This is a genomic window from Novosphingobium profundi (genome assembly GCF_020524485.1).
In the GTDB taxonomy this organism is placed as follows: Bacteria; Pseudomonadota; Alphaproteobacteria; order Sphingomonadales; family Sphingomonadaceae; genus Novosphingobium; species Novosphingobium profundi_A.
Map to the genome: position 1 here is coordinate 98,753 of NZ_JAIVLF010000007.1, position 21,704 is coordinate 120,456.

Sequence of the window (21,704 nt, forward strand, 5' to 3'; positions counted from 1 at the left end):
GCCGCTCAGATCGCCTCACCGGCCGCGAACCCGCTCGCCCAGGCCCACTGGAAATTGTAGCCGCCCAGCCACCCGGTGACATCGACCGCCTCGCCAATGGCGTAGAGCCCGGGGACCTTGCGCGCCTCCATCGTCTTGGAGGAGAGCCCGGCGGTGTCGATACCCCCTGCGGTAACTTCCGCCTTGGCAAAGCCTTCCGAGCCGTCCGGAACAAAGGGCCAGCGCGCAAGCTGCGCTTCGGCCTTGTCCAGCGCCTTGTCGGAGAGGTTGCCCAGTTCTCCCGTCAGCGCCAGCCGTTCGGCCAGTGCCTGAGCAAGACGGTCGGGCAGCGACTCGCCCAGCACCTTGCGCAAGGCGACCTTGGGCCGCGCGCGCTTGGCGGCCTTGAGCCAGCCGCTCTCCTGTCCCGGCAGGAAGTCGATATGGACCGTATCCCCGCGCTGCCAGTAGCTGGAAATCTGGAGAATGGCCGGGCCCGAAAGGCCCCGGTGCGTAAACAGCGCCGCTTCGCGAAAGGCAGTCTTGCCGCAGGTCACGACGACTTCGGTCGCCACGCCCGAAAGCTCGCGGAAGAGCGCCTCGTCGGCCGGAAGCGTCAGCGGCACCAGCGCGGGGCGCGGCTGGACGACCTTGAGGCCGAACTGGCGCGCCAGATCATAGGCAAAGCCCGTCGCCCCCATCTTGGGGATCGAGGGCCCGCCCGTCGCGATCACGAGCGAAGGGGCCTGTGCCTGGGCCGCGCCATAGCGCACCGTGTAGCCCTCGTCGCTGCGCTCCACGCTGGCAACGGCATCGCCGCAGTGGACCGTGACATCGCCCCTGGCGCATTCCTCCAGCAGCATCTCGACGATCTGCTTCGCGCTGCCATCGCAGAACAGCTGGCCCAGCGTCTTCTCATGCCAGGCGATCCCGTGCGCCTCGACCAAGTCGAGGAAGTCGCGCGGAGTGAAGCGGCTCAGCGCCGACTTCGCAAAGTGCGTGTTGTTCGAGAGGTAACGCTCTGGAAGCGTGTCGATATTGGTGAAGTTGCAGCGCCCGCCGCCCGAAATCAGGATCTTCTTGCCCGGCTTCTCGGCATGGTCGAGGACGAGCACGCGCCGCCCGCGCAAGGCGGCCACGCGCGCGCAGAACAGGCCCGCCGCGCCTGCCCCCAGGACTATCGCATCGTAGGTATCGCTCACGAGGTGGCCGTCTCCGCCGCCCCGACAAGATCGAGCGCCAGCGCCTCGGCGACACGGATGCCATCGACCGCGGCCGAGAGGATGCCCCCTGCATAGCCCGCGCCCTCGCCCGCCGGGTAGAGCCCGCGCGTGTTGAGGCTGTTGAAGTCGCGCCCGCGTGTGATTCGCACGGGCGAAGAGGTGCGCGTCTCGACCCCGGTCAGGACGACATCAGGGTGGTCATAGCCCGGCACCTGGCGCCCGAAGACAGGCAGCGCCTCGCGGATTGCCTCGATCACGAAATCGGGAAGGCACTCGGCCAGGTCGGTCAGGTGGACACCGGGCTCATAGCTCGGGGTCACGACGCCGAACTCGCGCGACGGCTTTCCTTCGAGGAAGTCGCCCAGCTTCTGGCCCGGCGCCTTGTAGTTCGAGCCCCCGGCCTTGAACGCCAGCTCTTCCAGACGGCGCTGGAGCGCCACGCCCGCCAGCACGTCGCCGGGGAAGTCCCGCTCGGGGCTGATGTCGACGACGAGGCCCGAGTTCGCGTTGAACTCCGCGCGCGAGTACTGGCTCATGCCGTTGGTGACGACGCGCCCCTCTTCCGAGGTCGCCGCCACCACGCGCCCGCCCGGGCACATGCAGAACGAGTAGACGGTGCGCCCGTTCGAGCACTTGTGCGAGAGCGCGTAGGCCGCCGCGCCCAGGATCTTGTTGCCCGCGTTGGGCCCATAGCGCGCGGTGTCGATCCAGCCTTGCGGGTGCTCGATGCGCACACCGATCGCAAAGGGCTTGGCCTCCACGTGAACACCCGCCTTGTAGAGCACCTCGAAGGTGTCGCGCGCGGAGTGGCCGACCGCCAGGATCACGTGGCTCGCGGGAAGGAACTCGCCCGTGGAGAGATGCAGGCCACAGATCTTCTGGACGCCGTCCTGTCCGGTTTCCAGTTCGAAATCATCGACCCGCGTGCTGAAGCGGTATTCGCCGCCCAGCTTCTCGATCGTCTCGCGCATCGACATCACCATGGTGACGAGGCGGAAGGTGCCGATATGGGGGTGGGCCTCGGTGAGAATATCCTCAGGCGCGCCCGCCTTCACGAACTCGGTCAGGACCTTGCGGCCCAGGTGGCGCGAATCCTTGATGCGCGAATAGAGCTTGCCGTCCGAGAAGGTGCCCGCGCCGCCCTCGCCGTACTGGACGTTGCTTTCGGGATCGAGGACAGACTTGCGCCACAGCCCCCAGGTGTCCTTGGTGCGCTCGCGCACGGCCTTGCCGCGCTCGACGATGATCGGCTTGAAGCCCATCTGCGCGAGGATCAGCCCGGCAAGCAGGCCGCACGGGCCCGCCCCGATCACCACCGGGCGGGGCCCGGAATAATCGGCCGGGGCCTTGGTCACGAACGTGTAGCTGGTGTCGGGCGTCCTGCGCACATGCGGATCGTCGGCAAAGCGCTCGAGGATAGCCGCCTCGTCGGCCAGTTGCAGGTCGAGAGTGTAGATGAGCTTGATGGCGTTCTTGCGGCGCGCGTCGTTGCCGCGCCGCGCAATGGCGAGGCGCTGGAGTTCGCCCGCAGACAGGCCAAGGCGCGCGATGACGGCTGCCTCGAGGTCCTCGCTCGCATGGTCGAGCGGCAGGGCAAGGTCGGAAAGTCGGATCATGGCCGCGCCATAGACGCCTTTGCGCGCGGGTGCCATCGCAAGATTGCCTATGTACCGGCGCGGGAAGGCAGGCGGGCGCCTCGTGCGGGAGAAGACTCAGGGCAGGACATTGCGTCCCCTTTCGAGAGCGTGCGTCATGGGATAAGGCCCGAACCCAGCCAAGGAGGTACGATCATGTTCATCGCGATGAACCGTTTCCAGGTGCTGCGGGGCGAGGAAGAGGCCTTCGAAGCGCTCTGGACAAACCGCAAGACCTATCTCGACGAAGTGCCTGGATTTGAGGGCTTTCACATGCTGCGCGGCGAAGCGGCGGACGATCACACGCTCTATGCCTCGCACACATTGTGGCGCAGCCGCGCCGATTTCGAGGCGTGGACCAAGAGCGAAGCCTTCCGCAAGGCGCATTCGCAGGCCTCGGAAAGCAAGCCCAAGTACCTGGGGCCGCCCCGTTTCGAAGGCTTCGAGACGTTCCTGGCCGTGCCGGCCGGAGGCGAAGGCGCATGAGCGAGGAGACCGCAGGCCAAGACCAGCCGATCATCGAGCGTATCGGCGGCAAGGCGGTCATCGACCGGCTGGTCGTGCGCTTCTACGAGCGCATGGACACGCTGGAGGAGGCGCAGCCCTTGCGCGCACTGCACCCGGCCGATCTCACCTACACGACCCTCATGCTCCAGAACTACCTCACCGAATGGCTGGGGGGACCGCCCCTCTATTCGAGCGAGAAGGGCCATCCCCGCATGCGCATGCGGCATATGAAAGTGCCGATCGGCAATTCCGCGCGCGACCAGTGGATGCTGTGCATGAACGGTGCGCTTGACGAATGTATCTCCGACGCGCCCGCCCGCGAGGCCATCCGCAACGCCATGGCCAAGCTCGCCGACTGGATGCGCAACACCGAGGACACCCCGGCCTGAGAGCGCCAGAGAAGCTTTTGTTAACAGTTAGGACTATCTGCAAATAAGACTTGCCAATTGCCGTACAAATTCGGCAGAAAATGATTTGCAATGGCAACCCTGGCACTCTCCCCCCACCCCACGCAGGACCGCCTGATCACGGCTGTCCTGAACCAATGGCAGATTGAAGGCTCCGCGGGCATCTCGGCCCGCCGCCTCGCCGCGCTTGCCGATGTGCCGGTCTCCTCGATCTACCATCATTTTGATTCGCTTGAAGAATTACAGGTCTGCGCGCAGCAGCGCGCACGCCATGAGGCCGAGAACTGGTGCGCCGCACTGCTCGAGGCGATCGGCGATTTTCCCGCCAGCCCCGAAGCGTTCGGCGGCTTTTTCGCGCATGTGATCGACGCCTGGTGCGAAACGCAGCGCCATCTCGCCTTTGCCTGGCGCGAATGCGATTCCGTCCCCGATACCGAAGACCTCATTCATGGTGAGGCCCAGGCCTGGCAGCGGCTCTGGTACAAGTTCTGGCGCGAGGCCTGCGCCCACTTCCAGGTGGCTCACGGCCACGTGATCACCAAGCGCATCTTCGATACCGAGAGCATGTTTCACCTGATGCGCTGGCACCGCGCCATTGACCAGGCCGCGCTGGGCGAACTGGCGCGTACGCTGGGCAGCTGGCTCGCGGGCACTCCGCCACCGCCGACCCCCTGGCGTGACCATACCCGTGCGCTCGCCTTGGAGACGATGCCCGCGCTTCCCGAGCGTGACGAGACGGCCCGGCGCATCGTCGTGGCCGCGCAGCAGGTCCTGGCCGAGGGAGGGAGCCCCCACCTCACCCACCGCCGCGTGGCCCGCCGCGCCGAGTTGACGCTGGGCACGGTATCCCACAAGTTCCCGACCAAGTCGGAACTGCTGGGAGCCGCCTTTGAAGGCGCCTACAGCGCAATGGTCGACAAGCTCGACCCGCGAAGCTTCGCCTCTGCTGATCTCGACGCCGTGATCCACGCAATGGCCGACAACATCTCCAGCGCCACGCGCGAGAGAGCGCGCAACGAGCTGTTCCTCGCAGTTGCCCGCGACCCGGCCCTGTCCCATTTCGGCCGTCAGTTGCGCTACTTGCGTGGCCGCACCGGCCGCGGCCTGCTGCAATCGCTGGTGGGCACCCAGCGCACGATAACCGCAACCGAAGGCGCGCTGTTCTCCGACTTCACGCTAGGCCAGGTTCGCCGTCACGCGCTGTTCCCGTCCTACGACACCTGCGACCAGATCCGCGCCGAGTTCGTCGATCTCCTCGCTCTTTTCGAGCGCCCCTCCCCCGACGCCTGACGGCGTTTCCGCGCGCCCGATCCACCGCCCCGCGCCGACATGCACCGGCCCCGAACGGCTGCCGGTCTTGCGCCTTCGACACGGGTGCATCCGCGCCTGAGCGCCCCCCATCCCGAACCGCCATGTCCGGCACGGCTTGACAGTGAGCCAGCGCGTGCTAATTCGCGGCAATAAAGTTAATGCAACTCATTCTCATTATAAGGACTCGAGCAATGGCCGCGATGCGTGGGGCACATCTGTTGAAGGAATCTGCAAAGGAGGTGCGTCGCTGCGGCCGGTCACCGCTTCTGCGCAGCTGCGCCTTCGGCGCGCTTGCCACCTTTGCCGCCCTCAGCGCGACGAGCGCCCGGGCCGAGAATGCCGACGCCGACGCCGCCCCTGGCGACAGGATCATCGTGACAGGCGCCGTCCAAGACGACTACACGGTGGACGACCAGTCGACCTCGACCCGCCTCGATCTTTCGCTGCGCGAGACCCCGCAGGCGACCACGGTCGTCTCGCGCGCGCAGATCGAGGACTTCAACCTCGACACGATCAACGATGTCCTGCTGATGACCCCAGGCGTGAACGTCGAACGCGCCGAGACGACGCGCACCTATTACAACGCGCGCGGCTTCGACATCATCAACTTCCAGTACGACGGCGTGGGCCAGCCGCTGCCCTCCGGCCTTCAGATCGGCGCGGTTGACACCGCCACCTTCGAGCGCGTCGAGGTCGTGCGCGGCTCGAGCGGCCTGACTTCGCTGACAGGCAACCCGTCGGCCGCGGTCAACTACGTGCGCAAGCGTGCGCGCCGCGAGACCGGCGGCCATGCGAGCCTCGCCTACGCCCGCTTCGACCGCGTGCGCGGCGATGTCGACGTGAACATGGCCCTGACCGAGGACGGCGGCGTGCGCGCGCGCTTCGTGGGCGCCTACGAGGACGGCGAGAGCCATCTCGATTTCTACCACGATTCGCGCCTGACGCTCTACGGCACGCTCTCGGCCGATTTGGGGCCCCGCACGGTCGCCACCGTCGGTTACGGCTGGCAGGAGAACGATCCGACCGGCGTGACCTGGGGCGGCGTTCCCTTCCTCGATGCGAACGGCGACATGCTTGAATACGACCGCTCGATCACCACGGCCCAGCCCTGGTCCAGCTGGCATTCGATCAGCCGCGACCTGTTCGGCGACATCACCCACGACTTCGGCAATGGCTGGGAGGGCAAGGTTTCTGTCTTCCGCCGCGTGCGCACGATGGAGGCGGAACTCTTCTACCTCTACGGCGCGCAGGACGAGGACGGCAACGGCCTCTACTCCTGGCCGGGCGCCTACATCGACCGTCACACCCAGACCACGTTCGACGCGCACCTGACGGGCAACTTCACCCTGTTCGGGCGCAGCCACGACCTGGTTCTGGGCGCGAACTACGGCGAGGCGCACCTGCGCGAGGACGAGGCCGATGCGCCCGCCCAGACGAACCTTCCGCTCACTCCCGACGAAGCCTTCGGCGGCACTTTCGCGCGGCCCGACTTCGGCGAGTACAGCCTCCAGGCCGCCTACACGACCAAGACGTACGGCGGGTACGGTACGCTGCGTCTCTCGCTGGCCGATCCGGTCCACCTGCTCCTGGGCGGCAACGTCACACGCACCGAGCGCGAGGGCCAGTCCTACGGCACGCCCAACTACTTCGCCAAGACGCGCTTTCTGCCTTTCGCTGGCCTGACGGTCGATCTCACCGGCTCGCTCAGCGCCTATGCGAGCTACGCGACGATCTTCAACCCGCAGATCAACATGCGTCGCGACGGCTCGGTCCTCGACCCCCTCGAGGGCAAGACCTACGAGGCCGGGATCAAGGGCGAATGGCTCGACGGGCGCCTCAACGCCGCCATCGCCGTCTTCAAGACCGACCAGCAGAACGTGGCCGAGGCAACCGGCGAGCTCGTCGAGAACTCGGTCCAGAACGCCTATATCCAGGTCGACAATTCCTCGCGCGGGGTCGAGTTCGACGTCTCGGGCGAACTCCTGCCGGGTCTCCAGCTCACCGGCGGCTATGCCTATGTCGATATCGAGGACAAGGACGGGATCGACGCGCGCACCTTCATCCCGCGCCACACCGTGCGTCTCAGCACGGTCTACACTCCGCCCGTGCTCGAAGCGCTGCGCCTGGGCGGTTCGGTGCGCTACCAGAGCCGCATCACCAACGATGGCGTGGTCCAGGACGAATACGCGGTGGTCGACCTGATGGCGCGCTACCAGTTGACCCGCAATATCTCGCTCGGGTTCAACCTCGATAACCTCACCAACGCCAAGTACTGGCAGAGCATCCAGTTTGCGCAGGGCCTCTACGACGCGCCGCGCACCTGGCGTGGCACGCTTGGCGTCAGCTTCTGATGGCCTCGGCGTTTCTCCTGTCGACCGGCTTCGTGCTCTCTGCGGGAGGCCCTGTCCTCCTGCGGATGGGCTGGAACGGCCCGCGCCCTGCGGTCGCGCTGGGCTGGGCGGCGCTGGGCTTTGCGCTGGTCCTGACGCTGACGGCAGGCGGCGCCTGGGGCCTTGCGGTGGGGGCGACACTGGCCTCTCTGGTCGCGCTTGGTCTTCTTGCCGTGGCGGCCCTGCGCAGCCCGGCTCCGGCCCGCGCCCGGGCGCCGCGCGAACCCGCAGCGCGCCGCGCGCCGCGCCCAAGCCTGCCGGATATCGCGCGGCGCACCGGCATCTTCCTCATCGTCGCCCTTGCCGATCTTGTCGCCTCGCTGGCGTTTGGCTGGGGCGCACAGCGCCTGGCCTGGCTGTCGGGCATGGCCGAGGCCGACGCCCTGATCGTGGGCCTGTTCGCCCTGCCGCTGTGCTGGGCGCTTCTGGCAAGCTGGCAATTGACCCGCATTCGCATCACCGACATGCTCCTGGCCGCACTTGGTGTGGCCATCGCCGGAGGACTTCCATGGCTGACGCTGTAAATCCCGCTGCTCCCAAGGAGGGCTTCGTCGCCCGCGCGCTCAAGGGCCACGCCGCGCTCGGACTGCTCACGGGCGCGCTGCTCTATCTCGTCTGCCTCTCCGGCGCGCTGGCGGTATTCCAGCAGGACCTCCAGCGCTGGGAGGAACCCGGCGCGGCCGAGATGACTTCCATTTCGCCCGCGGCCGTGCAGCGCGCGATCGAGGGCACGCTCGAACGCCAGGGGAAGGCCACCGACCATGCCTATGTCCACATGCCCACGCGCGGCCTGCCCCGCACCGTGGTCACCACCGACAACGGCGCGAACTATGTCGATGCGCAAGGCAACTACGACCGGCCCGAAGCGCACGCCTGGACGCAGTTCGTGCTCTATTTGCACTATTACCTGAACCTGCCCGCGTTTTGGGGGATCATGGTGACAGGCGCGCTCGGCGCGATGCTGGTGGCCGCCGTCGTCACCGGTGTCCTGGCCCACCCGCGCATCTTTCGCGACGCGTTCCGCATGCGCCTGCGCGCCCAGCCCCAACTTGCCCGCGCGGACCTGCACAACCGTTTCGGCGTCTGGCTCCTCCCCTTCATCGCCGCGCTCGGCTTTACCGGTGCCGTCATCGGGCTGGGCCAGCTCGTCTTCTACACCGCCGCGCAGGAGCGCCACGGCGGCAACCTCGAAGAGGCCTTCGCCCCGATCTTCGGCGAACACCCGCTGCACGATCCCGCGCCCGCCCCCGTCGCACGCGCCGACCGCGCGCTGGAATGGATGGCGCAGAACCACCCGGACCTTTTCGTCAGCTATGTCACCATCGAGGAGACCGCCACGGCGGGGCAGCAGATCTCGGTCCTCGCCGAGCATCCGCGCCGCCTGATCTACGGTGAGAACTACCTCTTCGATGGCAAGGGCAACTTCAAGAAGACGCTTGGCCTTGCCGACGGCGCGCTGGGCCAGCAGGCCGCCGCCTCGGTCTACAAGCTGCACTTCGGCACCTATGGCGGTATTCCCGTGGAACTGGCCTACCTTGTCTTTGGCCTTGCGCTGTGCGCAATCATCTCGACCGGCACCACGCTGTGGCTGATGAAGCGGCGCGCGCGCGGCCTGCCCTCCCCCCGCCTGGAGGCGGTCTGGGCGGTGACGATCTGGGGGAGCCCGATCCTGATGACAGGGGCCTACTGGCTGCGCGTCGTGGCCGGGCCGCAGTTGCCCTTCGCCGCGCTGTTCTGGTCAGCGCTGGTGCTGGCCACGATCCTGGCCGCCCTGCGCCCAGCGCTGGCACCCTCGCCCACCTTGCGGCGGGTCTTGGCCGCCATGCTGGCGCTGACAGGGATCGGCCACGTGATCTTTGCAGGCCCCCTGCCCATGGGCTCGCTGCTGATCGATGCCGCGCTTTGTCTGGGCGCGCTCGCGCTCGTTGGCCCCGAGGCCCTGCACCTGCGGCGCCGGGAGCGCGCGGGCCAGGCGCACCTTGCGGCGCAGAGCTGAGATCAGGTCGCGTAGTCGAGCTCGGGGCGCGTGCGCTCCTGCTCGGCCGGGTCGGTCTCGACGAGGTTGATCAGGACCCCGTCGGGATCGCGCAGGCACACCTCAAACTGGGCGCGGTGCTCCATCGCGAACGTCTGCGGCTCGGGCGCCCAGGTCGCGCCCAGCGCGCGCAAGCGCTCCATCGTGGCGAGGATATCGGTGACGTAGAAGACCAGCGCCACCTCGCCGATGCGCGCAGGGCCGGTGGGTGCGGGAAGTTCCTCCTGCGCCGTGCCGTCAGCCAGCTGGAACAGACCGACCATGCCGTAGTTCGGCCCCGGCCGCTTCAGAATGCAGATGTCGAACGGGCGCGGATCGTCGAACCCCAGGATCGCGGTCGCCGAAGGGTGCGCAAGGCGCGCCTCGATGTAAGTCTCCGACAGGCCGATGGCCCGGTAGAAGGCCGCCGATCGCGCAATATCGCGCACGAAGATCGTGGACCGGATCAGCGCGGAACTGGGAAGGGATGGCTGGATCGGTGTCGTCATGCGCGTAGGCCTCGCCTCGTGATCTTCGGGTGAAGTCAGGAGGCTAGGCCCAGGCCCTTGAAATCACACGTCCCGGCGGGAGAGCTGTTCACGCCCCGGATAACGCCCAAGCGCCAGCAACGCCGCGCCGCCGATGGCAAAGAGCACGATAGCGACCGTCAGCATGAGATCGTAGCTGCCGGTCGTGTCGCGCACATAGCCATAAAGCATGGGCGAAATCGCCGAACCGATGCCGAAGGGCGCGTAGAGGAAACCATAGATCCGCCCGTAGTGGCGCAGGCCGAAATAGCGCGCGGTCATGAAGGCCACGATGTCGGTCTCGGTCCCGGCCGCAACACCGATCAGGAAGCCACCAAAGAGAATGAGCGGAAAGCTCGTGCTGGTGCCCATGAGCAGGTAGCAGGCAATCGCGGGCAGCAGCATCGCGGGGAATGCCACACCCGGCGCCCAGAACCGGTCAAAAAGGTAACCGATGCCAAGGCGCCCGATCAGGATGCCCAGCGCCACGCAGCTCATCACCGTCGCCGCATCGCCCGCGGTAAAGCCGTGCAGCTCGACCATCTGGGCCATGTGGATGTGTGCGCCACCATAGGAGAACGAGATCAGCAGCGTGCTGACCAGCAGGATCCAGAACTGGCGGCCGTGCATGGCCTGACGCAGCGAGAGACCCACGACATCGCCGTCGGCGGCCTGTTCCAGCGTGGCGGGGCGCTCTTCCGGGCGCGGCTCGCGAAACCAGGCGACGATGAAAGGCAGCGCCAGGAACAGAGCGAAGACGGTGGCCGCCGGAAAGGCCGCGCGCCACCCGCCCAGGTTGATCGCGAAGTTGACGAAGTGCGGCACGAACATGGCGGTCGCGCTGGTGCCCAGCAGCATGATGCCAAGGGCCAGCCCCCGGTGCCGGTCAAACCACATCGCGACCGCGCGGCTCCAGGTCACGGGCGTCGAGCCGATGGCGACAAGGCCCAGCGCAGCCCACCACATGTACCAGCCGGGCAGCCAGTCGGGCACGAAGTAGAACGAGGCAAAGACGAGAATGAAGGCCAGCATCGAGAGGATGCCGACCCGGCGCACGCCGAAGCGGTCGCAAAAGCCGCCATAGACAGGCGCCAGCATGGCGCCCAGCACACCCCACATCAGCGTGGCGGCGCTGATCTGGGTATAGTCCCAGCCGAACTCGTCATGGATCGGCCCCATGACGAGCGGCAGGACGTTGAACGGGATCGGCGAGGCGCCACACGCGGTTGCGAGGAGGGCGGCGAAGACGACCTTCCACCCCTTCTTGAATTCACTAGCCAATTGTTTTGCCTCGACGATCCTGTTTGGGTTTCAAAGTATCAGAAATTGTACCGCAGCTTGCCCATGATGGTGCGCGGCGGATTGATGTACGAATAGCCCAGATAGCTCTCGGCGTAGACCTCGTTGGTGCAGTTCTGGCAATTGACCGAGAGCTGCCACTGGTTGTCCGGCCCGTTGAGAGCGACGCCGGCATTCAGCATCCACTGCGCCTTGGCGTGCGAACCCACGACATAGCGGTTGCCCGAAGCCTCGTACGTGCCCGTGCCGGTGTCGGCATCGTAGTAGATGGTGCGGTTGGCCGACTGGACTTCCATGGCCGAACGCCAGGTCGCATCGACCGAGGGGACCAGCGAGAGATCGCCCATCGGGATCTCGTAGCTGCCGCCCATCGCCAGCGTCCAGTCGGGCGTACGGACCGGGGTGGAGATGGCGCCGCTGTCGGTCACGATGCCCACGCCGCAGCGCGAGGTGACGCCTGCAAGGCACTCGGCCTGCTGCGCGGCGACCGAGAGCACGCCGTACTCGTCGGCAACCGGCGCGTCGCGGTCGATGATGTACTTGTCGTCCTGGTAGCCTGCGGTGAGGTGCAGGTTCAGGCCAGGTGTCGGCACAAGCACGAACTCGGCTTCCACGCCCTTGTTGCGGTAGTCGGCGAAGTTGCGGGTGAGGAAGGCGATCGAGCCATCGTCACGCACGAAGCCCGCCGGGGTCTGCAGGTCCGAGATGTCCATCCAGTAGACGGTGAGGTTGGCGCGCAGCATGCGGTTGAACCATTCCGACTTGATGCCCGCCTCGTAGCTCCACACGCGTTCGGGGCCGAAGGGCAGGAATTCACCCGGGCGCGTCGCGCGCGAGGCCCAGCCCCCCGACTTGAAGCCCTTGGTGGCGCTGGCATAGAGCAGCACGTCCGGGTTGATCTGGTAGTTGATCGCAAAGCGCGGGGTCCAGATCTTGGTCTTCTGCTGGAGCGGAATGCCCGCCGCCTGGAGATTGCCGTTGTTGAGGCAGGCCGGACCGCCCGCGAAACAGGACTCGCGAAGGTCGGTCACGCCCACCTTCTTGGTCTCGTCGGTATAGCGGATGCCTGCGGTGAGCTTCAGGCGATCGGTGACATTGGCGTCGAACTGGGCGTAACCGGCCAGCGATTCGGTCGAATTCTTGAGGACCTTGTCGTCGAGCAACAGCGCAAAGGAGGACGACAGGCCGAAGATGTCGGCCGTGTTCGTGTTGTTCTTCTCCTTCATGTAGAAGCCGCCCACGACGTAGTCGAGGAAGCCGTCGAAGAGCGATCCGTTGATCTTCACTTCCTGGCTGATCTGGTCGGTCCAGATGTCGCCCAGGATGGTGAAGCCGCCGTGGGGATATCCACCCACCGCCGGATAGGGATTGGCAATCGAGGGCGCCGAACGGCCATCGTAGAAGTCGAGGCCGTACTCCATGTTCTGGCGCAGGTAGCCGGTGATGAACTCGACTGTCGCCTCCTCGGCTACATCGACCGAGAACTTGGAGGTAATGAGGTCGGTCACCGACTTGCTGTGCTGGCCATAGTCGGCCTTGTCACCCGTCACGCCCAGATCGCGGAAGACGTCCGAGGAGGCCTCGGTGTAGCCGCTGGAGGCATAGCGCCCGCTGCATTCGCTCGGATCGGCGGGATCGCAATCGAAGTTCAGGATGTTCTCGGATTCGTCGACGATGTGGGTGTAGCCGGCCGACCAGCGCACCGAATCGCTGAGTTCGCCGCGCAGCGCGAGACGCGCCCCCCAGCCGTCGATGTCGTTGAGCCGGTCACCCGTCGTCGTGTTCTTCACATAGCCGTCGCTGTCCTGCCAGTAGGCCGAAACCTTGGCCGCGAAGGTCGGGCTGAGCGGCACGTTGATCGAGCCGCGCAGGGTCTTGGCCTCGTAGGTGCCGTAGCCGCCCTCGATGAAGCCACCAATCGAATCGAACTCGGGCTGGGCCATGTGGACCGAGACCGCGCCGCCCGTGGTGTTGCGGCCGAACAGCGTGCCCTGGGGCCCGCGCAGGACCTCGATCCGGTCGATGTCGAAGGTCGAGAAGTTGTTGGCGCCCTGACGCGAGATGTAGACATCATCGACGTAGGTGCCGACCGGAGGATCAAAGGTCGCGATGGATTCGGTGCTGCCGATACCGCGGATGTAGTACGTGTTCGAGGACCCCAGGCCGGTGTTGTTCATGCCGATCATGTTGGGGATGTACTGCACGACCTGAAGCGTGCTCGTGACGCCGCGCGCATCGAGTTCCGCGCCCGAAATGGCCGAGATCGCAATCGGTACGCTCTGCGCGGTTTCCTCGCGGCGCTGTGCGGTGACGACGATCTCCGCGACCTGGGCCGCGGGGCGGCGGGCGCTCTCACTCTCCCCGTCCTGGGCAAGTGCCGGGCTCGTCATCGCGAAGAGACCGCAAAGCGCGGTGCTGGCCGTCAGTACTGCTTTCCTCATGTTCCATCCCTTTGTGTTGCGCGGCTACCGAAGTGGCCGTTCGGGCTGGCTCCACACCCTCGAAGGAGCCATTCGCGCCGGAGCGCTCGATCTGCGTCGAACTGCTCCGGATTTCCCCTACGAAGGTTCGTCCCGAGAGGCCTTCTGTCAAGCCAGAAATGGCGACACTTGACTTTTTTGGTATAAGCCCATTACAAAATTGTCACAGGCCGCACGAATCACACAAATAATCCATCTAAAGTGCTGATTTAAAGGCATTCTTATCGACGCCATCAGACAAAGCGGCGAAGCCCGAAGGGCATTCCGCAACGCTTGACAGGTGGCAATTTGTCCAGACATATCCAAGGCAGGACACCGCAAAGCGCAGGGCTCAGCCCCTATCCGACAGGCGGACATGAGATTGCCAGGTGCACGCCTGAGAGTCCGGCTCACCCAAGGCCTGACATCTGAAAAAAGGGAGACCGTCGACCGATGAACAGCCCCGCCTCCACCCCCGCCGGTTCGGCCAGCGCGGCCTTTACGCCGCTCCCGCGCCGCCGCGGCCGGATCAACTATCGCAAGGTCGACGAGACCACGCCCTGGGGCTTCGAGGACTGGGACATCACGCTCGGCGCCGATGGCATGCGCACCCTCACCTCGCACTGCGAACTCGCCATTGCAGGTGACATCGTCGTGCGTGACAGCGTGATCTCGGTCCACGCCGACTTCCACCCTTGCGAGGCCTACGTGCGGATCATGAACAAGGGGCTCCTGACGGGCAGCGGCTGGTTCCGCTTCACCGACACCGAGGCCCATTGCGAGAGCTATTCGCAGGATCTGGGGCGGGTCAGCCAGACCATCGAGATCCAGCGCCCGATGCGCGGCTTTGGCCTTCACGCGGTACAGTCCGATGGATGGCTGGCCGCCACCTTCCCCTTCGAGAAAGGCGTGGGCCATGTCGAGTTCAAGGGCCGCAACCTGATGCACAGCCTGCATCACCTGGGCGCCACCGGCCCGAGCCTTGCCACCACCACTTCGGGCTTCGAATTCATGGGCGTGGAGGAAGTGACGGTCCCGGCCGGCACCTTCACCTGCAACCGGGTGCGCCTGCGCGGCATCGTCAACGACCATCCGCCCTACGACATGTGGCTGAGCCGCGACGCCGACCGTCTCTACATCAAGGGCGAGGCGCAAGGGTACCTCGCCTCGGTCTTCGAACTCGTCGAATTGGACGGCGCGCCGCTCGGCGACGCCTGAGCCCCAACCTGCCCTCTCGCCTGAACCAACCGAAAGATCCCGCTTCCATGGAAATCACCCGCCACTTCGTCGATGTCGGCTCCCGGCGCGTCCACTACCGCCGCTGCGGTACAGGCCCCGTCGTGCTCATGGTCCACCAGAGCCCGCGCTCCTCGACCGAGTACGAGGCGCTGATGCGTACCTGGGGCGCGAACTTCACCTGCATTGCGCCCGACACCCCGGGCTTTGGCCAGTCCGATCCCCTGCCCGACGCCGATGCCACCATCGATGACTTCTCCGACGCGCTGGTCGACCTGCTCGACGCGCTGGGGCTGGAGAAGGTCGCGGCCTACGGCTTTCACTCGGGCGGCACGATCCTGGTCAACACGCTCAAGCGCGCGCCCCAGCGTTTCACCGCGCTCGCCATCGGCGGCTACGCGATCTGGACCGAGGAGGAGAGCAAGGCCTTTTCCGAAAGCTACCTCCCGCCCTTCCAGCCAAGTGGCTACGGCGAACACCTGACCTGGCTGTGGAATCGCATCCTGGAACAGACCTGGTTCTTCCCCTGGTTCGACACCCGCAAGGAGGCGCGCATTGGCGTCGCCCATGCCGATCCGGTGCGCGTGGATGCCGTGATCCGCGAGATGCTCGATTCGGGCGATGCCTACCGTGTGGGCTATGGCGCGGTGCTGCGCGCCCCGCGCGAAGTGCCCGGCCCTGACGACGAGACCCGCCCGGTCCTCATCCTCGCCTACACCGCCGACGTTCTCTACGAGCACATCGACCGCCTGCCCACCCTTCCCGCCCAGTGGGAGGCGCGCAAGGTCGCCACACCCGCCGACCAGCAGGACCAGCATATCGCGCACTTGGGCGCCCACGCCTGCCCGCCCCCGGCGCGCTTAGGCGAATGCGCGGACGAAGGTTTCCTGGCTCTCTCCTGCGAGGGCTTTTCGGGGCGCCTGCACTGGCGCGGCCGCAGAGATGCCGGCAAGCCGCTCGCGATCCATGCGCCGGGCAGCTCGCTGGAACTCCTCGACACGACCTCGGCCTGCGCCATCGATCTGCCCGGCCACGGCCTCTCGGACGACTGGAGCGGCCCTGCCCCGACCGACCGCGCCAGCTGGATGGCGGTGATCGAGGCGGCTCAGGAGGCCCTGGGCTGCGGCGAGATCCTCCTGCCGCCCGCCCCGCTCGGCGATCCCGAGGCGCTGTTCCCCGACCTCACGCCCGATCGCTTCGGCGCCTACCTCACCCGCGCCTGGTCGATCGTGCGTGCGGGCAAGATGTTTGCGCCGTGGTACGAGGCCAGCGCGGCAAACGCGATCGACTTTGCCCCCGAGGCGCTCGATCCCCAGACCTTGCGCATCGAGCACCGCGCCCTTCTGCGCAGCCGCGCCGCGAAGGCGTGGGCAAGTGCCTGCCAGAACGTGTAAAGATACAGCGCATGCAGGTATGGGGGCGCTTGGACAGGCGCTCCCAGCGCCCACTATCCGATTTGACCAGGGAGAGACCGTGAGCAAGAGGCAGGCGCCACGTTACGAACAGCTCGCCGACGAACTGCGCCGCGCGATCCGGTCCGGCCAGTTCGACACGGATGCGACCTTTCCCACCGAGAACGCGCTGTGCGAGCACTATGGCGTCAGCCGCTTCACCGTGCGCGAGGCGCTGCGCTGTCTGCAGGGAGACCGGCTGATCTCGCGCCGACGCGGCTCGGGCACCGTGGTGGAACCACGCAGCGTGCGCGAGAGCGCACGCTTCCAGGCCTATTCCAGCCTCGATGCCAGCCGCCAGTACGCCGCCGATGCGCGCATGACACTGGCCCGAGACGGCGAGGCGCTCCTGCCACGCAGTCTGGCCGCCTTCGTCGAGCCGCAGCACACGGCCCTCCACAAGAGCAAATGGGCGCGCCTGCGCGGCCTTCGCACCCAGGGCGGCGGGGATGACCGCCCGGTCGCCGCGATCGAGGCCTACGTGCGCCCGGACCTGGCGCATCTGCTGACCCGCGTCGATCTCGATTCTCTCGCGCTCTTTCGCCAGCTCGAAAGCCACGGCGACTTCACCATCGGCCGGGTCATCCAGCAGATCGCCTCGGTCCCGGCCAGTATCGCCATGGCCAAGGCGCTGGAGATTCCGCGCCGCACTCCCTGCTTGCGAATTGTGCGCGTCTACCACGACAGCGACGGCGTCCCCTTCGAGATCACCAACACCCACCACCCGGGCGAGGCTTTCTCCTATTCCATGGTGATCGAGCCCGAACAGACCTGAGACTGGCCCCATACTGGCCCACCCCTGCAAGGAGACATCCATGACGGCCGTTCGCCGCCGCTACGTCGATGGCCGTTTCGGCCAGGTCCACGCCCGGATCGCACAGCCTGTCAGGGACTGCGGCCAACGCCCGCTCCTGCTCATCCACATGAGCCCGATGACGGGCCGCATCTTCGAGGCGCTGACAGCCGAAATGGGCGAGGACCGCCTGAGCGTCGCCTTCGACACGCCCGGCTATGGCCAGTCCGATGCCCCGGACACGCAGCCCACCATCGAGACCTACGCCGCGGCGCTGGGCGAGGCGATGGACGCGCTCGTCCCCGATGGCCGCTTTGACATCCTGGGATATCATACAGGTTCGCTGACCGCGACCGCGCTGGCCGCGCTCAGCCCTGCCCGCGTGGGCCGTCTCGTCCTCATCGGCGCGCCGCTCTTCACCCCGCAGGAACGCGCCACCTTCAAGAGCTACTACGGCCCGACGAGCCCGAGCGCGGACGGCGAGCACCTGGCAAAGCGGTGGCGCGGTTTCGTCCACCACTACCAGCGCCCCGGCATGAGCCTGGACGAGGTTGCCGAACACTTCGAGGAGGCCATGACCGGCGGTGCCAACGCCTGGTGGGGCCATGCCGCGGCCTTCGACTATGATCTGGAAGCGGCCCTCAAGGCCCTCGCCCACCCCACGCTCATCCTCAAGACGGGCGATGACCTTGCCCGGCAGACCGAGCCTGCGCGCCACCTTTCGCCGCACATCGACATGCTCGACTTGCCCGGTTGGGGCCATGGCTTTGCCACCACCCACGCCCGGGACGTCGCGGGCGTGCTGCGCGCCTGGCTCGATGCCGAAAGCCGAGCGGCACGGGCCGCCGTAATGGACGCCCCGGCCCCGGCTTCTGCCCTTGGCCCGATATGGCCCCCGCCCGAGGCGGGAAGCTTCGCGCCGGAATGACCCCGAGCCGAAACTTGCGACCGATTCGCAAAAGTGTCGTATCTTGAAGACCCGCCCCCGCTTCGATGCCTCCCGGACGGCCCGGCCCGCGCACCATTTTTCGCACCTGCAGAACCATGGCTCGCGCCCCAAAACTGTCACTTTCCCGCGAGTTGCACACTACGTGTTAGAAAACTTTGACCCGCGCCAAGCAAATTTCGACCCCGCCACGTCTGGCCATATCTTGACCGAGGGGCCAAGTTACGCTTGACGCACGCCACACGAGATGGGTCGTGTCCCGCTTCGCCCGGAGGCTGCGGCGGCGTGGCCCGACCACGCCGCAGACGCCGCCAGGCGGGGACCTCCCGCTCCCGGCGCGCCGAGCGAGTTAACGAATTTTGCGCATACCGAGGAATTTGACACGATGAGCGAACCCACTGCCGAAGCCCCGGTAACTCTCGAACCCACCAAGGCGCTGAGCGTCGAGACGGTCAACTCGGTCCATCACTGGAACGACCGCCTCTTCAGCTTCAAGATCACGCGCCCCTCGACCTTCCGTTTCCGCTCGGGCGAATTCATCATGATCGGCCTGATGGACGACAACGGTCGCCCGCTGCTGCGCGCCTACTCGGTCGCCAGCCCCGCCTGGGACGAGGAACTCGAGTTCCTCTCGATCAAGGTCCAGGACGGCCCGCTGACCTCGCGCCTGCAGAAGATCCAGCCCGGCGACCAGATCTTCCTGGGCCGCAAGCCGGTCGGCACGCTCGTCACCGACGCGCTTCTGCCGGGCAAGCGCCTGTTCTTCTTCTCGACCGGCACCGGTCTTGCTCCCTTCATGTCGCTCGCGCGCGATCCCGACGTCTACGAGATGTTCGACCAGGTCGTCTGCGTCCACGGCGTGCGCCAGGTGAGCGACCTTGCCTACCGCGAAATGCTTGAAGCGCGTCTCGCCGAGGACCCGCTGGTGGGCGAAGAGGCGGTGGAGAAGTTCCACTACGTCCCCTCGGTCACGCGTGAGGAATTCCACACCACCGGCCGCATTGGTGACCTCATCGAGAACGGCCGCCTGTTCCAGGGCCTGGACGGCGATGCCAAGCTCAACCCGGAGACCGACCGCATCATGCTGTGCGGCTCGATGGACATGATCAAGGGCCAAGCCGAGTACCTCGAAAGCATCGGCTTTACCGAGGGCTCCAACTCCAAGCCCGGCGACTTCGTGATCGAGCGCGCCTTCGTCGACTGATACCGTCTCCATGTACCCGAGACACGAAAAGGGCCGCAGCGATGCGGCCCTTTTTTGTGTTCCGCGACGATCCGATCAGGTGAGGTCGAAGCGGTCCGCGTTCATCACCTTGGTCCAGGCCGCCACGAAGTCCTCCACGAACTTCTGCTGGTTGTCGTCCTGCGCGTAGACTTCGGCGTAGGCGCGCAGGATCGAGTTCGCGCCGAAGGTGAGGTCGAGTTCGCTCGCCGTCCACTTGGTCTCGCCCGAGGCCCTGTCGATCACGGCATAGTTGCCGTCTTCCATTTTCTCCCAGCGATTGCCCATGTCCACGAGGTTCACGAAGAAGTCGGTGCTGAGCACGCCCTCGCGCTCGGTAAACACGCCCAGCTCGCTGTTGCCATGGTTGGTGCCGAGCACCCGCATCCCGCCCACGAGCACGGTCATTTCCGGCGCGGTCAGCCCCATCAGCTGGGTGCGGTCGAGCATGAGTTCGGCCGGGCTCACCGCAAAGTCGGCTTTCAGCCAGTTGCGGTAGCCATCATGCACCGGCTCGAGCGGCTCGAAGCTCTCCGCATCGGTCTGCTGTGCGCTGGCGTCGCCCCGTCCGGGTGTGAAAGGCACCTCGATCGGGAAGCCCGCGGCCGCGGCGGCCTGCTCGATCGCGACGTTGCCTGCCAGCACGATCGTATCGGCAAGACTTGCCCCGACCGAGTCCGCCAGCGAAGCAAGCACCCCGATCACCCGGCCCAGCCGCTCGGGTTCGTTACCCTCCCAGTCCTTCATGGGCGCCAGGCGAATGCGCGATCCGTTTGCGCCCCCGCGCATGTCGGAGGCACGGAACGTGCGCGCGCTGTCCCAGGCCGTCGACACCAGCGCGCGCGTGGTCAGGCCACTGCCCGCGATCCATTCCTTGAGCGCGGCGACGTCATAGTCGGTGGGGCCCTGCGGCACCGGGTCCTGCCAGAGCAGCTCCTCGGCCGGAACGTCGGGGCCGAAATAGCGCGCCCTTGGCCCCATGTCGCGATGGGTGAGCTTGAACCAGGCCCGCGCGAAGGCGTCCTTGAAACGTGCCGGATCGGCCCGAAAACCTTCCATGATGCGCCGGTAGTCGGGGTCCACCTTGAGCGCCATGTCCGCATCGGTCATGATCGGGTTGTGGCGCTTGGTGGGATCGGCGACGTCGAGCGGACGATCCGCCTCATCAATGGAAACAGGCTCCCACTGCCAGGCCCCCGCCGGGCTCTTGGCCAGCTCCCATTCGTGATCGAAGAGCATGTCGAAATAGCCCATGTCGAAGACCGTGGGATTGCTCGTCCAGGCCCCCTCAATGCCGCTGGTGATCGCGTCTGGCCCAACGCCGGTGCCGCCCGGATTGACCCAGCCGAACCCTTGCGCCTCCACGCCCGCCGCCTCGGGCTCGGGGCCAAGCGCGCTGGCATCGCCATTACCGTGGCACTTGCCCACGGTGTGCCCGCCTGCCGTGAGCGCGGCGGTCTCCTCATCGTCCATGGCCATGCGCGCGAAGGTGACGCGCATGTCGTGCGCGGTCTTCATCGGATCGGGATGGCCGTCCACCCCTTCGGGATTGACGTAGATGAGCCCCATCATGACCGCGGCCAGCGGGTTCTCCAGGTCCCGCTCGCCGGAATAGCGGGTGCCCTCGCTGCCGCTCGGCGCCAGCCAATCCGTCTCGCTCCCCCAGTAGGTATCAATTTCGGGCGCCCAGATGTCTTCGCGGCCAAAACCGAAGCCGAACGGCTCCAGCCCCATCGTCTCATAGGCGATCGTGCCCGCCAGGATCATCAGATCGGCCCAGCTGACCGCGTTGCCGTACTTCTTCTTGAGCGGCCAGAGCAGACGCCGCGCCTTATCGAGGCTGACGTTGTCGGGCCAGGAATTGAGCGGAGCGAAGCGCTGGTTGCCCGTCCCCCCTCCGCCGCGCCCGTCGGCGATGCGGTAGGACCCGGCCGAGTGCCAGGCCATGCGGATCATGAGCCCGCCATAGTGCCCCCAGTCGGCAGGCCACCAGTCTTGGCTGTCGGTCATCAGCGCGCGCATGTCCGCCTTCAGCCCCTCGATATCGAGCGATTTCAGCGCCTCGCGGTACTCGAAGCCCGCGCCCATCGGGTTGGTCTTGGTGTCGTGCTGGGCCAGGATCTCGAGCTTGAGGGCCTGGGGCCACCAGCCCGTGCTCGAGGTCCCCGCCGAGGTCATGCCTCCGTGGACGACGGGGCACGTGCCCCCCTTGGCGGTGTCGGTGGGCGTGCTCGCGTTCATCGCATCGTGCTCCTCTCGTGGTCCGGACGCATCTCGAAGGCCGCTCGGCCCGGTGCGCCCTCTTG

17 protein-coding genes are annotated in these 21,704 nt (G+C 66.5%); 11 read left to right on the forward strand and 6 right to left on the reverse strand.

The genetic code is table 11. The features are described from left to right. Window positions 1-5: 5 nt before the first annotated feature. The gene (locus tag LC060_RS19240) at window positions 6-1,181 is read right to left on the reverse strand and encodes an NAD(P)/FAD-dependent oxidoreductase (RefSeq protein ID WP_226638330.1); all 1,176 of its coding nucleotides are present in this window, start codon (window positions 1,179-1,181) and stop codon (window positions 6-8) included. Continuing rightward, window positions 1,178-2,818 (reverse strand): NAD(P)/FAD-dependent oxidoreductase, encoded by a 1,641-nt coding sequence (locus LC060_RS19245; RefSeq protein WP_226638331.1) that lies wholly within the window; start codon window positions 2,816-2,818, stop codon window positions 1,178-1,180. Before LC060_RS19245 ends, LC060_RS19240 begins: the two co-directional genes overlap by 4 nt. Window positions 2,819-2,992: 174 nt before the next feature. Between LC060_RS19245 and LC060_RS19250 the strand changes: the two genes are divergently transcribed. From LC060_RS19250 to LC060_RS19275, 6 genes are all read left to right on the forward strand, one after another. Then, window positions 2,993-3,322, forward strand: coding sequence for an antibiotic biosynthesis monooxygenase family protein (locus LC060_RS19250; RefSeq protein WP_226638332.1), 330 nt, complete (start codon window positions 2,993-2,995; stop codon window positions 3,320-3,322). After that, entirely contained in the window at window positions 3,319-3,732 is a 414-nt protein-coding gene (locus tag LC060_RS19255; protein WP_226638333.1) for a group II truncated hemoglobin, read from the forward strand. The genes LC060_RS19250 and LC060_RS19255 overlap by 4 nt, the downstream gene beginning before the upstream one ends. Window positions 3,733-3,822: 90 nt before the next feature. Continuing rightward, window positions 3,823-5,040 (forward strand): TetR family transcriptional regulator, encoded by a 1,218-nt coding sequence (locus tag LC060_RS19260; protein WP_226638334.1) that lies wholly within the window; start codon window positions 3,823-3,825, stop codon window positions 5,038-5,040. Window positions 5,041-5,279: 239 nt separating this feature from the next. Further along, window positions 5,280-7,412, forward strand: coding sequence for a TonB-dependent siderophore receptor (locus LC060_RS19265; protein WP_226638335.1), 2,133 nt, complete (start codon window positions 5,280-5,282; stop codon window positions 7,410-7,412). After that, window positions 7,412-7,975 carry a hypothetical protein gene (locus tag LC060_RS19270; RefSeq protein WP_226638336.1) on the forward strand — a complete coding sequence of 188 codons (564 nt, stop codon included), beginning with the start codon at window positions 7,412-7,414 and terminating at the stop codon, window positions 7,973-7,975. Before LC060_RS19265 ends, LC060_RS19270 begins: the two co-directional genes overlap by 1 nt. Continuing rightward, window positions 7,960-9,447 carry a PepSY-associated TM helix domain-containing protein gene (locus LC060_RS19275; RefSeq protein WP_226638337.1) on the forward strand — a complete coding sequence of 496 codons (1,488 nt, stop codon included), beginning with the start codon at window positions 7,960-7,962 and terminating at the stop codon, window positions 9,445-9,447. Before LC060_RS19270 ends, LC060_RS19275 begins: the two co-directional genes overlap by 16 nt. Window positions 9,448-9,449: 2 nt before the next feature. Here the strand turns inward: LC060_RS19275 and LC060_RS19280 are convergent, their stop codons facing one another. The 3 genes from LC060_RS19280 to LC060_RS19290 all read right to left on the reverse strand — a co-directional run bounded on the left by LC060_RS19280 (window position 9,450) and on the right by LC060_RS19290 (window position 13,732). Next, complete coding sequence (locus LC060_RS19280) at window positions 9,450-9,974, reverse strand: VOC family protein (RefSeq protein WP_226638338.1); 525 nt, start codon at window positions 9,972-9,974, stop codon at window positions 9,450-9,452. Window positions 9,975-10,037: 63 nt separating this feature from the next. Next, on the reverse strand, window positions 10,038-11,273 hold the full coding sequence (locus tag LC060_RS19285) for an MFS transporter (protein ID WP_226638339.1): 1,236 nt from the start codon (window positions 11,271-11,273) through the stop codon (window positions 10,038-10,040). 38 nt (window positions 11,274-11,311) lie between these two features. Further along, complete coding sequence (locus tag LC060_RS19290) at window positions 11,312-13,732, reverse strand: TonB-dependent receptor (RefSeq protein ID WP_226638340.1); 2,421 nt, start codon at window positions 13,730-13,732, stop codon at window positions 11,312-11,314. 471 nt (window positions 13,733-14,203) lie between these two features. Here LC060_RS19290 and LC060_RS19295 point away from each other — a divergent pair, with 471 nt between their 5' ends. From LC060_RS19295 to LC060_RS19315, 5 genes are all read left to right on the forward strand, one after another. Continuing rightward, on the forward strand, window positions 14,204-14,968 hold the full coding sequence (locus LC060_RS19295; protein ID WP_226638341.1) for a hypothetical protein: 765 nt from the start codon (window positions 14,204-14,206) through the stop codon (window positions 14,966-14,968). Window positions 14,969-15,015: 47 nt separating this feature from the next. After that, window positions 15,016-16,380, forward strand: a complete 1,365-nt coding sequence (locus LC060_RS19300) for an alpha/beta hydrolase (protein ID WP_226638342.1) — start codon at window positions 15,016-15,018, stop codon at window positions 16,378-16,380. 79 nt (window positions 16,381-16,459) lie between these two features. Continuing rightward, the gene (locus LC060_RS19305; protein ID WP_226638343.1) at window positions 16,460-17,212 is read left to right on the forward strand and encodes a GntR family transcriptional regulator; all 753 of its coding nucleotides are present in this window, start codon (window positions 16,460-16,462) and stop codon (window positions 17,210-17,212) included. A 40-nt stretch (window positions 17,213-17,252) separates the two neighbouring features. After that, window positions 17,253-18,158 carry an alpha/beta fold hydrolase gene (locus LC060_RS19310; protein ID WP_226638344.1) on the forward strand — a complete coding sequence of 302 codons (906 nt, stop codon included), beginning with the start codon at window positions 17,253-17,255 and terminating at the stop codon, window positions 18,156-18,158. Window positions 18,159-18,561: 403 nt separating this feature from the next. Then, window positions 18,562-19,380, forward strand: a complete 819-nt coding sequence (locus tag LC060_RS19315) for a ferredoxin--NADP reductase (RefSeq protein ID WP_039394904.1) — start codon at window positions 18,562-18,564, stop codon at window positions 19,378-19,380. 75 nt (window positions 19,381-19,455) lie between these two features. Here LC060_RS19315 and katG read toward each other — a convergent pair whose 3' ends face one another. Beyond that, complete coding sequence (katG, locus tag LC060_RS19320; protein ID WP_226638345.1) at window positions 19,456-21,639, reverse strand: catalase/peroxidase HPI; 2,184 nt, start codon at window positions 21,637-21,639, stop codon at window positions 19,456-19,458. Between the last annotated feature and the right edge of the window lie 65 nt (window positions 21,640-21,704).

Excerpts from the sequence above, each read along its gene's own strand:
- LC060_RS19245 (WP_226638331.1), bottom strand. The coding sequence starts at position 2,818 with ATGATCCGACTTTCCGACCTTGCCCTGCCGCTCGACCATGCGAGCGAG.
- LC060_RS19250 (WP_226638332.1), top strand. The coding sequence starts at position 2,993 with ATGTTCATCGCGATGAACCGTTTCCAGGTGCTGCGGGGCGAGGAAGAG.
- LC060_RS19255 (WP_226638333.1), top strand. The coding sequence starts at position 3,319 with ATGAGCGAGGAGACCGCAGGCCAAGACCAGCCGATCATCGAGCGTATC.
- LC060_RS19260 (WP_226638334.1), top strand. The coding sequence starts at position 3,823 with ATGGCAACCCTGGCACTCTCCCCCCACCCCACGCAGGACCGCCTGATC.
- LC060_RS19270 (WP_226638336.1), top strand. The coding sequence starts at position 7,412 with ATGGCCTCGGCGTTTCTCCTGTCGACCGGCTTCGTGCTCTCTGCGGGA.
- LC060_RS19275 (WP_226638337.1), top strand. The coding sequence starts at position 7,960 with ATGGCTGACGCTGTAAATCCCGCTGCTCCCAAGGAGGGCTTCGTCGCC.
- LC060_RS19280 (WP_226638338.1), bottom strand. The coding sequence starts at position 9,974 with ATGACGACACCGATCCAGCCATCCCTTCCCAGTTCCGCGCTGATCCGG.
- LC060_RS19290 (WP_226638340.1), bottom strand. The coding sequence starts at position 13,732 with ATGAGGAAAGCAGTACTGACGGCCAGCACCGCGCTTTGCGGTCTCTTC.
- LC060_RS19295 (WP_226638341.1), top strand. The coding sequence starts at position 14,204 with ATGAACAGCCCCGCCTCCACCCCCGCCGGTTCGGCCAGCGCGGCCTTT.
- LC060_RS19300 (WP_226638342.1), top strand. The coding sequence starts at position 15,016 with ATGGAAATCACCCGCCACTTCGTCGATGTCGGCTCCCGGCGCGTCCAC.
- LC060_RS19310 (WP_226638344.1), top strand. The coding sequence starts at position 17,253 with ATGACGGCCGTTCGCCGCCGCTACGTCGATGGCCGTTTCGGCCAGGTC.
- LC060_RS19315 (WP_039394904.1), top strand. The coding sequence starts at position 18,562 with ATGAGCGAACCCACTGCCGAAGCCCCGGTAACTCTCGAACCCACCAAG.
- katG (WP_226638345.1), bottom strand. The coding sequence starts at position 21,639 with ATGAACGCGAGCACGCCCACCGACACCGCCAAGGGGGGCACGTGCCCC.